Origin of the sequence: Pseudomonas sp. OST1909 (assembly GCF_015277575.1) — a bacterium.
Taxonomy (GTDB): domain Bacteria; phylum Pseudomonadota; class Gammaproteobacteria; order Pseudomonadales; family Pseudomonadaceae; genus Aquipseudomonas; species Aquipseudomonas synxantha_A.
In genome coordinates this window covers 622,849-637,451 of record NZ_CP063780.1, presented here as the reverse complement: position 1 = coordinate 637,451, position 14,603 = coordinate 622,849, and the positions used below count along the sequence as shown (strand labels likewise).

Sequence of the window (14,603 nt, the reverse complement as noted above, 5' to 3'; positions counted from 1 at the left end):
TTTATAACGACTCGGAACACCCGCCATGCGGCAAATGGCCTCGGTGAGCCTCTATCTTACCTGCAGCCTTGCCAAGACAAAGTAGGCCTTGGGGATTATCATGTCCCGCATTCTCTTTTGGTGACAGCGATATGACTGATCAGCGCAAAGGCAGCGATGCCGAACCCACCACTCACTTCGGCTTCAAGAACGTCCCGGAAAGCCAAAAGGCGGAAAAAGTCGCTGAGGTGTTTCACTCCGTGGCGGCCAAGTACGACCTGATGAACGACGTGCTTTCCGGCGGCATGCACCGTCTGTGGAAGCGCTTCACTATCGAGTTGTCGGGCGTACGCACCGGCAACCGGGTACTGGATATCGCCGGCGGCACGGGCGACCTGGCCGCCAAGTTCTCCAAACTGGTCGGCCCCACCGGTCAGGTGGTTTTGGCCGATATCAACGGTTCGATGCTCAAGGTCGGCCGCGATCGCCTGCTCGACAAAGGTGTGGCCGGCAATATCGAGTTCGTCCAGGCCGACGCCGAGAAGCTGCCGTTCCCCGACAACCATTTCGACTGCGTGACCATCGCCTTCGGTCTGCGCAACGTCACTCACAAGGAGGACGCGATCCGCTCGATGCTGCGTGTCCTCAAGCCGGGTGGCCGCCTGCTGGTGCTGGAATTCTCCAAACCGACCAACGCGCTGATGTCCAAGGTCTACGACACTTACTCGTTCGCCTTCATGCCGCTGATGGGCAAGTTGATCACCAATGACGCCGAGAGCTACCGCTACCTGGCCGAATCCATCCGCATGCACCCCGACCAGGAAACCCTGAAGTCAATGATGGTGGAGGCCGGTTTCGACCGCGTGACCTATCACAACATGACCTCCGGCATCGTTGCCTTGCACCGAGGTATCAAACCCTGATGCTGCTCGCAGGCCTTCTCGCAAGCGTCGAACATGGCCTCAACCGTGTTCTGCGCCTGGACAGCACCGCCCTGGCACGGCTCGCGCACTTGAACGGCAAAGTCATTGCCGTCGACTGCCGCAGCCCCGCTGTGCAGCTGTTTATCCTGCCCAGCGATGAAGGCTTGCTGCTCGCCACTCAATGGGCCGCCGACGCCGACTGCACCTTGCGTGCACCGGCCTCCAGCCTGTTGCACCTGGCCCTGAGCCGCAACAAGACCGCCATCCTGCACAGCCCCGAGGTGGAGCTGGAAGGCGACAGTGCGGTGCTGATGGACCTGGCCGCCGTGCTGCAGGACCTGGAGCTGGATTGGGAATACGAACTCTCGCGCTGGATCGGCCCGGTCGCCACCCAGTTGCTCAGCGGGCACCTGCGCAGCCGCTCGCGCTGGTACCAGCAAGGGTTCGCCAGCCTGAACCAGAACCTCGCCGAATACCTGAGCGAAGAATCGCGCACCCTGGTTGGGCAACGGGAAGCGCAAGCGCGCTTTCGTGAGCTCGACAAGGCCAAAATCGACCTGGAACGCCTCGAGGCCCGCTTCGAACGCCTGAGCCGCTCCCTTGATCCAAGCGATAACGCATGAAGCTGCTCGCCGTCCGCCGTTTGTTTCGTATCCAGCGCGTCGTAATCCGTTACCGCCTCGATGACCTGCTGTTTGCCCTGCCCCTGCCCTGGTTCCTGCTGGCGGTGCGTTATGTGCTGCCGTGGCGCTGGTTCCCGCGCAAACAGCTGGAGCTCAGCCGAGGCGCGTGCCTGCGCCTGGCGTTGCAGGATCTGGGGCCGATCTTTATCAAGTTCGGGCAGATCCTCTCCACCCGCCGCGACCTGCTGCCTGAAGACATCGCCGACGAACTGATGCTGTTGCAGGATCGTGTGCCGCCTTTCGATTCGCAGCAGTCGATGGCGCTGATCGAAGAACAACTGGGCCAGAAGATCAGCGAGGTGTTCAGCCGCTTCGATGTCGAGCCCCTGGCCTCGGCCTCGGTCGCGCAGGTCCACGCCGCACAGCTCAAGACCGGCGAAGAGGTGGTGGTAAAAGTCATTCGCCCGGGCCTCAAGCCAATCATCGGCCAGGACCTGGCGTGGCTGTTTATCCTGGCTCGGGCGGCCGAACGTTTTTCTGCCGACGCGCGCCTGCTGCACCCGGTGGATGTGGTCGCCGACTACGAAAAAACCATCTACGACGAGCTCGACCTGCTGCGCGAAGCGGCCAACGCCAGCCAATTGCGACGCAACTTCGAAGGCTCGCAACTGCTGTACGTGCCACAAGTGTATTGGGACTGGTGCCGGCCGAAAGTGCTGGTGATGGAGCGCATCTACGGCGTGCAGGTCACCGACCTGGCCACCCTCGCCGACCAGCGCACCGACATGAAGATGCTCGCCGAACGCGGGGTGGAGATCTTCTTTACCCAAGTATTTCGCGACAGTTTCTTCCATGCCGACATGCACCCCGGCAACATCTTCGTCAGCACCGTCAATCCGTGGAGCCCGCAGTACATCGCGATCGACTGTGGCATCGTTGGCAGCCTGACCCCGGAAGACCAGGACTACCTGGCGCGCAACCTGTTTGCGTTCTTCAAGCGCGACTACCGCCGCGTGGCGCAGTTGCACATCGATTCGGGTTGGGTGCCGGCGGAAACCAAGCTCAACGAATTCGAAGCGGCGATCCGTACCGTATGCGAACCGATCTTTGAAAAACCGTTAAAAGATATTTCCTTCGGTCAGGTGCTGATGCGCCTGTTCCAGACGGCGCGGCGCTTCAATATGGAAGTACAACCGCAGTTGGTGCTGCTGCAAAAAACCTTGCTCAACATCGAAGGCCTGGGCCGCCAGTTGTATCCGGACCTTGATCTATGGAACACCGCGCAACCGTTCCTGGAGCGCTGGATGCGTGAGCGGATGAGCCCGAAGACCATGTTGGGCAACCTGCACAGCCAGTTCGAACAACTGCCGCACCTGGCCAACATGACCCGCGACCTACTGGAGCGCATGTCCCAGCCCCACGCCAAAGACCCCGAGCCGCCTTGGCGCAAGCGCAAGGACGACTGGTTCCTGCGCCTGCTCGGCGCCGCGCACCTGGTGGGCGGTGTGATGCTGGTGATCGGCGGGCCGCTGAATCAACTCGGTCACTGGCCAGCCGGAATCATGGTGGCGGTGGGTGTTTATCTGATCGTGCGTCGATAGCCAATCCGGTTATACACTGTCGCAAATTGCCGGAGCCGAACATGAAAAACTGGCTGGACGAGATCAAGTGGGACAGTGACGGCCTGGTGCCGGCCATTGCCCAGGACTACAAGACCGGGCGCGTATTGATGATGGCCTGGATGAACCGCGAAGCGCTGAGCCTTACTGCCACTGAGCAGCGCGCCATCTACTGGTCACGTTCGCGTGGCAGACTGTGGCGCAAGGGCGAAGAATCCGGGCACGTGCAGGTGCTGCATGAAATGCGCCTGGACTGCGACGCCGACGTGGTGATCCTGATGGTCGACCAGATCGGCGACATCGCCTGCCATACCGGGCGCCACAGCTGTTTCTATCGCGTCTTCGAAGACGGCGAATGGAAGACAGTGGACCCAGTGCTTAAAGACCCGCACGCCATTTATTCGGCAGGACACTGAACATGAGCGATACCCTGAACCGTGTGGCCCAGGTGCTGGAAGACCGCAAAGGCGCGGATGCCGACAGCTCTTATGTCGCTAGCCTTTACCACAAGGGTCTGAACAAGATTCTGGAAAAACTCGGCGAAGAATCCGTCGAGACCATCATTGCGGCCAAGGACGCGCAAATCAGCGGTGATTACAGCGATGTAATCTATGAGACCGCCGACTTGTGGTTCCATAGCCTGGTCATGCTTGCCCAACTGGGGCAGCATCCACAGGCCGTGCTGGATGAACTGGACCGTCGCTTCGGCTTGTCCGGGCACGCCGAAAAGGCCTCGCGCCCGTCCGCCTGATTAACCAAGACTTGAGGATTTGCAGCATGGGCATTTTTGACTGGAAACACTGGATCGTCATTCTGGTGGTGGTTGTTCTGGTGTTCGGCACCAAGAAACTGAAAAACCTCGGCACCGACGTCGGCGAGTCGATCAAGGGCTTTCGTAAAGCCATGAACGACGACGAGAAACCCGCCGAGCCAAGCGCAAACCCGGTGCCACCGGCACAGCCTGTGCACCCGCAGGCCGCCCAGCCGATCACCGAGCGTCGTACCTTCGACGTGCAGGCTGAAAAAGTCCAAGAGCCGACCCGCAAAGACTCGTGAGCACTGACTAATGTTTGGTATCAGCTTCTCTGAACTGCTGCTCGTCGGCCTGGTGGCCCTGCTGGTACTGGGGCCGGAACGCCTGCCCGGTGCCGCACGCACCGCCGGCCTGTGGATCGGGCGCCTGAAACGCAGTTTCAACGCGATCAAACAGGAAGTTGAACGGGAAATCGGTGCCGACGAGATCCGCCGGCAATTGCACAACGAACATATCCTGTCGTTGGAGCAGGAGGCGCGCAAGATTCTTTCCCCGGTGCAGGAGCCGGCCAAGCCGGTCACTCCGGTGGCCGAGCAGAGCATCGCGCCGGTCCCCGCTGCAGAACCCGTGCCCGCCCCCACAGAGCCCGCGCCGACACCCGTTACGTCGCCCGCGCCCCATGACCCTACATTGCCGCCGCGAGCCCCATGAGCGCTGATAAACCGGAAAACGACCAGCACATGCCGCTGGTCTCGCACCTCACCGAGTTGCGTACCCGCCTGCTGCGTTGCGTAGCGGCCATCTTCATCATCTTTGCCGGGCTGTTTGCCTTCACCCAGCAGATCTACACCTTCGTTTCCACACCGTTGCGCCAGTACCTGCCTGTCGGCGCGACGATGATTGCCACCGACGTGTCGTCGCCGTTCCTGACGCCATTGAAGCTGACCATGATGGTTTCGCTGTTCCTGGCGATCCCGGTGATCCTGCATCAGATCTGGGGCTTTATTGCGCCGGGCCTGTACAAGCACGAGAAGCGCATCGCAGTGCCGTTGCTGGTGTCGAGCATCCTGCTGTTCTATACCGGCATGGCCTTCGCCTACTTCCTGGTGTTCCCGCTGATCTTCAAGTTCTTCGCCGCCGCCACCCCGGCCGGCGTGGAGATGATGACCGATATCACCAGCTACCTCGACTTCGTGATGACGCTGTTCTTCGCCTTTGGCGTGGCCTTCGAAATCCCGGTGGCGGTGGTGTTGCTGGTGTGGATCGGAGTGGTCGACGTCAAGTACCTGAAGAAGATCCGCCCGTACGTGATCATCGGCTGCTTCGTGGTCGGCATGATCCTCACGCCGCCGGACATCTTCTCCCAGACCTTGCTGGCCGTGCCGATGTGGATGCTGTTTGAAGTGGGCATCCTGTTCAGCGGCTTGATCAGCAAGCGCGGCGAACACCCGGACGACCAGCCTGCCGACGACGACCAGCCGCCAGCGACCCAGCCGTGAACCTGCTGCTGCTGGAAGACGCCGACTTCATCGCGGCCGACCGCGTGGTGCTGCGTGATCGGCGCCTGGTGCATATGCAGGAAGTCCACCGCGCCGCTGTAGGCGACAACCTGCGCGTGGGCCGCATTGGCGGGCTGATGGGCAATGCCCAACTGCTGCGCCTGGACGCAGGCGAAGCCGAGCTGCAAGTCAGCTTCGACCAACCGCCGCCGCCAAAGCTGCCCCTGACACTGCTGCTGGCCCTGCCCCGCCCGAAGATGCTGCGCCGGGTGCTGCAAACCGTGGCGGCCATGGGCGTGCCCAAGGTCGTGCTGGTCAACAGCTACCGCGTGGAAAAAAGCTTCTGGCAGACCCCATTCCTGGAGCCCGAGGCGGTTCGCGAGCAACTGATCCTCGGCCTGGAACAGGCGCGGGACACGGTGCTGCCCGAGATCATTATCGAAAAGCGCTTCAAGCCGTTTGTCGAAGATCGCCTGCCGGCCATGACTGCCGGCACCCTGGGCCTGATCGGTCATCCCGGTGATTACCCTGCGTGCCCTCGGGGGCTGGATGAGCCGGTAACACTGGCAATTGGCCCGGAAGGCGGCTGGATTCCCTATGAAGTCGAGCTGCTGACCAAGGCCGGTTTGCAACCGGTGCAGCTTGGTGCGCGCATCCTACGGGTTGAAACCGCCGTGACGGCCCTGCTCGCCCGACTGTTCTGATATCAAATCCAAAAACACCGCAACCTAAATGTGGGAGGGGGCTTGCCCCCGATAGCGGTGTATGAATCACTGAATGTGGTGGCTGACACTCTGCCATCGAGGCATAGGTATCTACACAACTTTGGGCATTGCGCCGAACCTGTGGCGAGGGAGCTTGCTCCCGTGGTGACGGACAGCCGACGCTTATCTACCTGACATCCTACGATCAAACTGTGAGTGCTGGCTTGCTCGCGAAGGCGGCCTGACAGCCGACACAGTTATACCGAGTACATATCCATTCCTGCGGTAACGGCCACTTGGGGTTCCGCCCTGACGGCGGCTCACTTTTGAAAAGCGCAAAAGTAAGCAAAACGCTCTTGCCCCACCACTCGGCACCTCGCCCAGGCTCGGTGTGCCCGTAATCCGCCAGTGATTTGGGGGGCCGCCGCCACGCGCCATCCATGGCGCGGGGCGGCTAAACCGGCATCCCTGCCGGTTTACCCCCCAAATCCCTGTCGAATTCCGGCCAGCGTGGTTTGACGGGGCGCCTGAGATCAAAAGCAGATCAAGATCAAGAGCGGCTCGCTTCGCATCGTGGTTACCATTGGCGACTACAAAGTTGTGTAGATACCTATGGCCATCGGGGCAAGCCCCCTCTCACATTGGATCTGTGGCGCTACAGAATCCTATGCCCATGCCGATAGCCTCTGAATAAGTCCAAGCCTTGTTCCAGGGGAGTTCGCAGCATGTATCGTTGGTTAGCCGAGAAACTGGGGAATGTAAGCGTCAACCGAAAGCTGAGCGTCGGCTTTGGCCTGGTGTTGATCCTGACGCTGTTGATCACCTTTACCGGCTGGACCGGCCTGGGCGACGTGATCAATCGCGGCGATAAGCTGGGTTTTATCTCCAGCCTCAATGGCCTGACCAAAGACCTGCGCCTGGCGCGCCTGGACTTTGATATGCGCCGCGGCGAACAAGGCACCGACGCGGTCACCGGCCTGATTACTCAGTTGGACAATGGCCTTGAAACCGCCGCGCAGTTAATCGAACAGCCCAATGACAAGGCCCTCGTCGAACAACAACAGGAAGCGTTGAGCCAATACAAAAAAGCCTTCGCGGCCATGGTCCAGGCGGGCCTCAAGCGTGAGGGCGCGCGCAGCAAGCTCGGCGACACCGCCGACAATGCCGTGGCCAAAACCAACGAGATTGAAAAAAGCCTCCTGCAAGGCGACAGCGTCACCCAGTTCAACAGCGTGGTTGACCTGGCCAAGCTGATCCAGCAAGCGCGCTTCCAGGTACGCGGCTACACCTACAGCGGCAAAGTCGAGGCCGAGCAACCGGCCCTTGATGCCATCGACAATGCCCTGAAGAAAATCACCGAACTGCAAAGCCAACTGCCAGCGCCCTACCAGGCCAACCTGCAAGAGGCTGGTGTCTCACTGCAAGCCTATCGCGCCGCCGTCAGCCAATATCGCGACTCCCAGGTGGCCAGTGCCGCCGCACTTAAAATCATGAGCGCCCAGGGCGATATTCTGCTGGGCCATAGCGAGAAACTCACCACGTCGCAAACCGCAGTGCGCGACCACGATGTGGCCCAGGCCAAGTATCTGTTGCTGCTCGCCACCGTACTGGCGATGGTCTTCGGCCTGTTCGCAGCCTGGGCCATCACCCGCCAGATCGTCATCCCGCTGAACCAGACCCTCAAGGTCGCCGAGCGCGTGGCCTCCGGCGACCTGAGCCACAACCTGGACTCTGGCCGCCAGGATGAGCTGGGCCAGTTGCAACGCGCCATGCAGAGCATGACCGTGGGCCTGCGCGCGTTGATCGGTGGTATCAGCGACGGCGTCACCCAGATCGCCAGCGCGGCCGAGCAGTTGTCGGCCGTGACTGAACAGACCAGCGCGGGGGTCAACAGCCAAAAGGTCGAGACCGATCAGGTCGCCACCGCCATGAACGAAATGGCCGCCACCGTGCAGGAAGTTGCACGCAATGCCGAGCAAGCCTCGGAAGCTGCTGTGGCCGCCGACCAACAGGCCCGTGAAGGTGACAAGGTGGTCGGCGAAGCCATCGCCCAGATCGAACGTCTGGCGACCGAAGTCGGCAACTCCACCCTCGCCATGGGCGACCTGAAGCGCGAAAGCGACAAGATCGGCAGCGTGCTTGACGTGATCAAATCCGTCGCCCAGCAAACCAACCTGCTGGCGCTGAATGCGGCCATTGAAGCGGCGCGTGCCGGGGAGGCCGGGCGTGGCTTCGCGGTGGTGGCCGATGAAGTGCGCAGCCTGGCCCAGCGCACACAGAAGTCCACCGAAGAGATTGAAGAGCTGATCGTCGGCCTGCAAAACGGTACCCAGCAGGTGGCCTCCATCATGGACAACAGCCGTGGGCTGACCGACAGCAGCGTTGAACTGACTCGTCGCGCCGGCAGCGCATTGGCGAATATCACCCGCACGGTTTCAACCATCCAGGCGATGAACTCACAAATCGCCACCGCCGCCGAGCAACAGAGCGCCGTAGCCGAAGAGATCAACCGCAGCGTGTTGAATGTGCGTGACGTATCCGAACAGACGTCCTCGGCCAGCGAAGAAACCGCTGCGTCGAGTGCAGAACTGGCGCGCCTGGGCATTCATCTGCAAGCATTGGTCGGCCGCTTCAGGGTCTGACACGCTCACACCAGGGAGTGACCCTGCTGGGTGCTCCCTGCAACTTGTGAAATTTCCTACACGTCTTTCAGGTCAACACTTACGCGCCCCGTGCCGAAAAGATTTAGCGTTCCCACTCCTCCTGACCTGCGTCAGTCGGACTGCGAGACGCTTTCTCTTTGCTGATGGAGGTGCATCATGTTTCGACCACTGACCCGCGTATTGGGCAATACCAGCGTCACCCTCAAGCTTATCCTTGGCTTCGGCCTGGTGCTGGCACTGTGCATTGCTGTCGCCCTGACGGGATGGCAGGCACTGAACGACTCGCTCTTTCGTGCACAAACCTTGACCACCCTTTCTCGATTGGCCGTGACCGGTGAAGAACTACGCGCCGAACGGATTGTGTACCGCACCCTCAATGAACCGACGAACTTCGACAAGATCGGCCGGCACATGGAAAAAATCGACGGTTACCTGGTCGAGTTGGCGGATCGCCTGAAAATCCAGGCACATCTGCAGCAAGTCCAAGACTCCAGTCGCCTCAGCGCGCGCTTCAAGACCGCACTGGGCGGGCTACCCACCTTGATGCAACAACGTGAGCAAGCGCAGAAGGGGCTCACCAGCAGTTCTGTGGCGGCCAGCGACACCCTTGGACAATTTTCCAGTGACTTGCCCGACCAGAACGATGAGAAAGCCTTGGATAGCGTGGAAAACCTGCGCCTGGCCTTGGAAAAAGCCGAAGACCGCGCCAAGACACCGGCATGGGCCGCAGACACACTGCAGATTTACACCCAAGGCGTGGACGACGCGCTCAAGGCCCTCGACGGTGCTCAGTCTGCCGTGACGGCTTTAGCGGTCGACAGCACCGCTCTGAACAGCGCCCTGCTCGACTATCGCGCCCAACTCAACCGCGTCAAGGACGCGCAGGTCACTGTTGAAAACACCCAGAATCAACTGGAGCAGTGGCTGGACCAGTTACTCTCGCAAAGCGACCGCCTGAGCGAGGAACAGACCCTGCAACGCGACAAAGAAGCAGACTTGGCTCGCCTGATGTTGCTCTACGTGACAGGCGCAGCGCTGCTGCTCGGGGCCCTCGCCGCCTGGCTGATCGCCGGCCAGATCGTGCGGCCGTTGCGCCAGGCGCTGCTGACAGCCAACCGCATCGCCGAGGGCGACCTGAGTCACGATATCACTACCTCGCGGCGCGACGAACTGGGCCAATTGCAACGCAGCATCGGCCAGATGACGCTCAACCTGCGCGCCCTGATCGGCGGTATCAACGACAGCGCCCGCCAGATCGCAAGCGCCGCCGAGCAACTGTCCGCCGTCACCGAGCAAACCCGCGCCGGGGTCAATGGCCAGAAACTGGAAACCGAGCAAGTTGCCACCGCTATGAACGAAATGCTCGCTACCTCCCAAGAGGTCGCTCGTCATGCAGAGCAAGCCTCGATTGCCGCCACTGAGGCTGATCAACAAGCGGGTGTGGGCGACCAGGTGGTGGGCGAAGCGATTACCCATATCGAACATCTGGCCGAGCAGATGAACCGCTCGAGCCTGGCGATGCAAGGCTTGCAACAGGAAAGCCAGAAGATCGGCAGCGTGCTGGAGGTGATCAAATCGGTGTCCGAGCAAACCAACCTGCTGGCCCTTAACGCCGCTATCGAAGCGGCACGCGCGGGTGAGGCAGGTCGTGGTTTCGCCGTAGTGGCCGACGAAGTACGCACCCTGGCCCAGCGCACACAGCAATCAGCCGAGGAAATCGAGGTATTGATCGAGGGTTTGCAGCGTGGCACGCAACACACCGCCGATATCCTGGACAACAGCCTCAGCCTGACCGACAACAGCGTGGAGCTGACGCGCCGCGCAGGCGCAGCCCTTGCCAACATCACCCGTACGGTATCGGTGATTCAGGAGATGAACCCGCAGATTGCCGCAGCAGCCGAGGAGCAAAGCGCGGTAGCCGAAGAGATCAACCGCAGCGTACTGAAGGTCAAGGATGCGTCGGAACAAACTTCGACCGCCAGTGAGCAGACGGCGGCGGCCAGCATTGAGCTAGCGCGCCTGGGCACAGACCTGGCGCGCTCGGTAGGCCGGTTCAAGGTCTGAGCAGTTACAACACCTGGCGCAGGAAGGCTTGGGCGCGCGGGTCTTTCGGCGCTGCGAAGAATTCGGCGGGTGCTGCGTCCTCCAACAGTTTGCCATGGTCGAAGAACAGCACCCGGTCCGCCACTTCGCGAGCAAAGCCCATCTCGTGGGTCACGCAGACCATGGTCATGCCTTCCAGGGCCAGGGTCTTCATGACGTCGAGGACTTCGCCAACCATTTCCGGGTCGAGCGCCGAAGTGGGCTCGTCAAACAGCATCACCTTGGGCTCCATGGCCAGCGCCCGGGCAATCGCAACCCGCTGCTGTTGGCCGCCAGACAGGCGCGATGGAAACTCATGGGCCTTCTGCGCGATGCCCACCTTTTCCAACAGAGCCAGCGCCTTGGCCTCGCGCTCTTGCTTGCCGCGCTTACGCACGACCTTTTGCGCCAGGCACAGGTTTTCCAGCACGGTCATGTGGGGGAACAGGTTGAAATGCTGAAACACCATGCCGACTTCACGGCGATAGGCGTTCACATCGGTTTTAGGATCGGCCAATTGCAGGCCATCAATGCTCACCGAGCCCGAGTCGAACGCCTCCAACCCATTGAGGCAGCGCAGGAAGGTGGACTTGCCGGAACCGGACGGGCCAATGACCACCAGCACTTCGCCCTTGGCCACCTGGGTGGTGACGTGATCAACCGCGCGTACCACATGCCCACGGGTGTCGAAGACTTTTACCAGATCGCGCACTTCAATCACTTTGGGCGAGCCTCCGCTCAAGCCGGCTGGCCATTTTCGACAGCGGCAGGTTGATCAGCAGGTACAGGCCTGCCACACAGAACAGGATCTCGAATGGCGAAAACGAGGTGGTGATCACTTCGCGGCCACTCTTGAGCAATTCGGTAATCGCAATCACCGACACCAGGGACGTGTCCTTGACCAGGCTGATAAATTGCCCGGCCAGGGGTGGCAGCACGCGCTTGAAGGCTTGCGGCAACACCACATGGCGCATCGACTGGCTGGCGCTCAAGCCCAAGGAACGCGCCGCTTCATCCTGGCCACGGGTGATGGACTGCACGCCGGCGCGGACGATTTCGGCCACGTAGGCGCCGGTGAACAACGATAGCGCGGCGATCCCGGCAAACTCCCGGGACAGGTTGAGCACCGTGCCGATGAAGAAATAGAAAATGAAAATCTGCACCAGCAGCGGCGTACCGCGCACCAGTTCGACGTAGATCGTCGACAAATCCCGCAGGGTCGGGTTTTTGGAGAGCCGGCACAAACCGGTCGCCAAACCTATCGCCAAGCCCAAGATGCCGGACACCACTGACAGCCACAACGTGGTCCACAAGCCCCACATCAACGGCCCCAGCGCCCACTGGCGGGTCACGCCGACCACATCGCCTTCAGCCACATCATCACCGCGCGCCACTTGCAGGCTGTTGTCGGCAACTGTGAGCTTTTGCTCGGCCCCCGCGTCGTTGCGCAGGGTGACTTCGGCCACATCGCCTTTACGCACCAACTCGACCACGGTGGAAATATCCGCGGCGCGCTGGGAGGTTTCGGCTTGATAGGCGAAGTATTGCGGTACGCGGTTCCAGCGCCATTCGTAGGACATCAACGAGGTGGCGTAGTACAAGGCGCCAGCCAGGCCGACCAGCACGACCACCGTCAGCAGGTGCCAGGGCCATTGGGCTTTTTTCTGTTTCATTTCACTTTCCGGATATGTGTTGCCTGATAGGCCGCCATCGGGGCAAGCCCCCTCCCACATTTGATGTGTAAATACAGTCAAATGTGGGAGCTGGCGTGCCTGCGATGCAGGCAACTCGGTGTCAGGCCTTATTCCATGTCCTTGAGCCACTCGGAGCTCTTGAACCACTTGTCATGGATGCGATCGTAGGTGCCGTCGTTACGGATCTGGTGCAGGAAGTTGTTGATGAAGTTGATGCTGTCGTAATCGCCTTTCTTCAAACCGAACGCCAGGGGTTCAAAGGTGAAGGGTTCTTCCAGGAACACCAGCTTGCCGTTGCCGACTTTCTTCTCGGCTACTACGTTGTACGGCGCGTCATACACAAAGGCATCAGCCTTGCCGTTGACCACATCCAGCACGCCTTCCTGCTCGTTGTCGTAGCCGTGGTACTTGGCCTTGGAAATCAGCTTTTTGGCGACCATCTCACCGGTGGTGCCGAGCTTGGAGGTCAGACGGTATTTCTCATCGTTCAGGTCTTTGTAGGACTTGATGGTGCCTTCCAGGTCCTTGCGGATCAGCAGGGTCTGGCCGACCACGATGAAGGGTTCGCTGAAGTTCAGGCGCAGGTTGCGCTCCTGGGTCAGGGTCATGCCGCTGCCGATCATGTCGAACTTGCCGGTCAGGAAGGCCGGGATGATGCCGTCATAACCGGTGGACACCAGCTCCAGCTTGACCCCCATGGACTTGGCCATGGCCTTGAGGATGTCGACTTCGAAGCCGATGATTTCACCGCGCTTGTCAGTCATTTCGAACGGCATGTAGGTCGGGTCCATGCCGACTTTCAACGTGCCGCGCTTGACCGCATCGTCGATGGCACCAGCCTGGGCCGCAGTGGCAGCGACCATCGCGGTGACGCCGAGCATCAGCATCGAAAGATACTTTTTCATCATCAAGACCCCTGAACGATTCTTATAAGGTCGGCGCACAAAAGGGCTGCGCCATTTCGGGATGCGATCCTAACCCACTCGTTGTCCGTCACAAAGGTTTCACCGGTAAATGTTGTCGGCGTATGTCGTAAAAGTCCTACGGCGGTGCAGTCAAGCGCAGGGGTAGATGCGTTTACGTAGCCCCTCGACAATTGATTGATGTGTAAGTAGTTATGACGATCACTCAATCTCTGCCATCCAGGCCGTGTCCCTGAACCACTTGTCATGCAGGCGATCGTAGGAGCCATCCTGAGCGATCTGATTGAGAAAGTGATTGATCCAGTTGAGGCTGTCGTAATCACCCTTTTTCAAACCAAACGCCAGGGGCTCAAAGGTGAAGGGTTGTTCCAGTGTCAACAAGGCGCTGTTCTGCGGCCGGCTCATCGCGATCAGGTTGTAGGGCGCATCATGGATAAACGCATCGAACTTGCCTTCCACGACCTGCCGCACACCGTCTTCCGGGGTCGTCACCGTGCCCAGTTGAGCAGCCCCCAGAAAACGCTGGGCTGCTGCCTCTCCGGTCGTGCCCTGGATAGTCACCACCCGGTAGCTGGCGTCGTCCAGCTCTTCGATGCTGGAAACGATGCCGGCCAGGCGGGGGTGCAGCAGCACGGTCTGACCCACCACAATGAAAGAGTCGCTGAAGTTGAGCTTCAGGTTGCGCTCTTGGGTGACGGTCATGCCACTGCCAATCAGGTCGAATTTCTTCGCCATCAACCCCGGGACCAAATCCGTATACGGCACTGCAATCAGCTCAAGCTCCACGCCTAGCGCACGGCTCATGGCGCGCAGCAAGTCAATTTCAAAACCGACGATGCGCCCCTGCTTATCGAGCATCTCGAAGGGCACGTAATTGGGCGTGGTCCCCACCTTCAACACGCCGCGACGAACAGCATCGTCCAGGGCGCCCGCACTCAGCAGACCCGCGTAAGCCCATAGGAAAACGCTAACCAGCAATACCGAACAATACCTTTTGATCATGAATGCCCCCGTGGCGAGTCAAATTTTGGGGGCGATGCTAACCCAGCGACAGGCACCACAATACGCCTCGATCAAAGGTCTTTTGTTTCGAAATAACAAGGAGTTAGGGATAAAAGGAAGCGACTGTAAACGCTGTAG

General features: G+C 60.3%; 15 protein-coding genes. 11 read left to right on the top strand and 4 right to left on the bottom strand.

Annotation, left to right across the window (positions count from 1 at the left end; genetic code table 11):
• Window positions 1-131 precede the first annotated feature (131 nt).
• From ubiE to IH404_RS02780, 11 genes are all read left to right on the top strand, one after another.
• Complete coding sequence (gene ubiE / locus IH404_RS02830; protein ID WP_003171186.1) at window positions 132-902, top strand: bifunctional demethylmenaquinone methyltransferase/2-methoxy-6-polyprenyl-1,4-benzoquinol methylase UbiE; 771 nt, start codon at window positions 132-134, stop codon at window positions 900-902.
• Window positions 902-1,525 (top strand): SCP2 domain-containing protein, encoded by a 624-nt coding sequence (locus IH404_RS02825; RefSeq protein ID WP_005784000.1) that lies wholly within the window; start codon window positions 902-904, stop codon window positions 1,523-1,525. Before ubiE ends, IH404_RS02825 begins: the two co-directional genes overlap by 1 nt.
• Window positions 1,522-3,126 carry a ubiquinone biosynthesis regulatory protein kinase UbiB gene (gene ubiB, locus IH404_RS02820; RefSeq protein WP_005783998.1) on the top strand — a complete coding sequence of 535 codons (1,605 nt, stop codon included), beginning with the start codon at window positions 1,522-1,524 and terminating at the stop codon, window positions 3,124-3,126. The genes IH404_RS02825 and ubiB overlap by 4 nt, the downstream gene beginning before the upstream one ends.
• Before the next feature lie 41 nt (window positions 3,127-3,167).
• Window positions 3,168-3,560, top strand: a complete 393-nt coding sequence (hisI, locus tag IH404_RS02815; RefSeq protein ID WP_005783996.1) for a phosphoribosyl-AMP cyclohydrolase — start codon at window positions 3,168-3,170, stop codon at window positions 3,558-3,560.
• 2 nt (window positions 3,561-3,562) lie between these two features.
• A complete protein-coding gene (locus IH404_RS02810; protein WP_003187881.1) occupies window positions 3,563-3,895 on the top strand; it encodes a phosphoribosyl-ATP diphosphatase in 333 nt (110 codons plus the stop codon).
• 26 nt (window positions 3,896-3,921) lie between these two features.
• Complete coding sequence (locus IH404_RS02805; RefSeq protein WP_005783993.1) at window positions 3,922-4,200, top strand: twin-arginine translocase TatA/TatE family subunit; 279 nt, start codon at window positions 3,922-3,924, stop codon at window positions 4,198-4,200.
• Between the two features lie 10 nt (window positions 4,201-4,210).
• Window positions 4,211-4,609, top strand: a complete 399-nt coding sequence (gene tatB, locus IH404_RS02800) for a Sec-independent protein translocase protein TatB (RefSeq protein ID WP_005783991.1) — start codon at window positions 4,211-4,213, stop codon at window positions 4,607-4,609.
• Window positions 4,606-5,397, top strand: a complete 792-nt coding sequence (gene tatC, locus IH404_RS02795) for a twin-arginine translocase subunit TatC (protein WP_005783990.1) — start codon at window positions 4,606-4,608, stop codon at window positions 5,395-5,397. The genes tatB and tatC overlap by 4 nt, the downstream gene beginning before the upstream one ends.
• Entirely contained in the window at window positions 5,394-6,101 is a 708-nt protein-coding gene (locus IH404_RS02790; protein ID WP_005783988.1) for a 16S rRNA (uracil(1498)-N(3))-methyltransferase, read from the top strand. The genes tatC and IH404_RS02790 overlap by 4 nt, the downstream gene beginning before the upstream one ends.
• A 725-nt stretch (window positions 6,102-6,826) precedes the next feature.
• On the top strand, window positions 6,827-8,743 hold the full coding sequence (locus tag IH404_RS02785) for a methyl-accepting chemotaxis protein (protein ID WP_194439887.1): 1,917 nt from the start codon (window positions 6,827-6,829) through the stop codon (window positions 8,741-8,743).
• Between the two features lie 177 nt (window positions 8,744-8,920).
• On the top strand, window positions 8,921-10,828 hold the full coding sequence (locus tag IH404_RS02780) for a methyl-accepting chemotaxis protein (protein ID WP_005783984.1): 1,908 nt from the start codon (window positions 8,921-8,923) through the stop codon (window positions 10,826-10,828).
• Between the two features lie 4 nt (window positions 10,829-10,832).
• Here IH404_RS02780 and IH404_RS02775 read toward each other — a convergent pair whose 3' ends face one another.
• The 4 genes from IH404_RS02775 to IH404_RS02760 all read right to left on the bottom strand — a co-directional run bounded on the left by IH404_RS02775 (window position 10,833) and on the right by IH404_RS02760 (window position 14,465).
• Complete coding sequence (locus tag IH404_RS02775) at window positions 10,833-11,567, bottom strand: amino acid ABC transporter ATP-binding protein (RefSeq protein ID WP_005783982.1); 735 nt, start codon at window positions 11,565-11,567, stop codon at window positions 10,833-10,835.
• The gene (locus IH404_RS02770; RefSeq protein WP_005783980.1) at window positions 11,560-12,519 is read right to left on the bottom strand and encodes an amino acid ABC transporter permease; all 960 of its coding nucleotides are present in this window, start codon (window positions 12,517-12,519) and stop codon (window positions 11,560-11,562) included. Before IH404_RS02770 ends, IH404_RS02775 begins: the two co-directional genes overlap by 8 nt.
• A gap of 128 nt (window positions 12,520-12,647) precedes the next feature.
• Window positions 12,648-13,445, bottom strand: coding sequence for a transporter substrate-binding domain-containing protein (locus tag IH404_RS02765; RefSeq protein WP_005783978.1), 798 nt, complete (start codon window positions 13,443-13,445; stop codon window positions 12,648-12,650).
• A 219-nt stretch (window positions 13,446-13,664) separates the two neighbouring features.
• The gene (locus IH404_RS02760; RefSeq protein ID WP_194439886.1) at window positions 13,665-14,465 is read right to left on the bottom strand and encodes a transporter substrate-binding domain-containing protein; all 801 of its coding nucleotides are present in this window, start codon (window positions 14,463-14,465) and stop codon (window positions 13,665-13,667) included.
• Window positions 14,466-14,603: the final 138 nt, after the last annotated feature.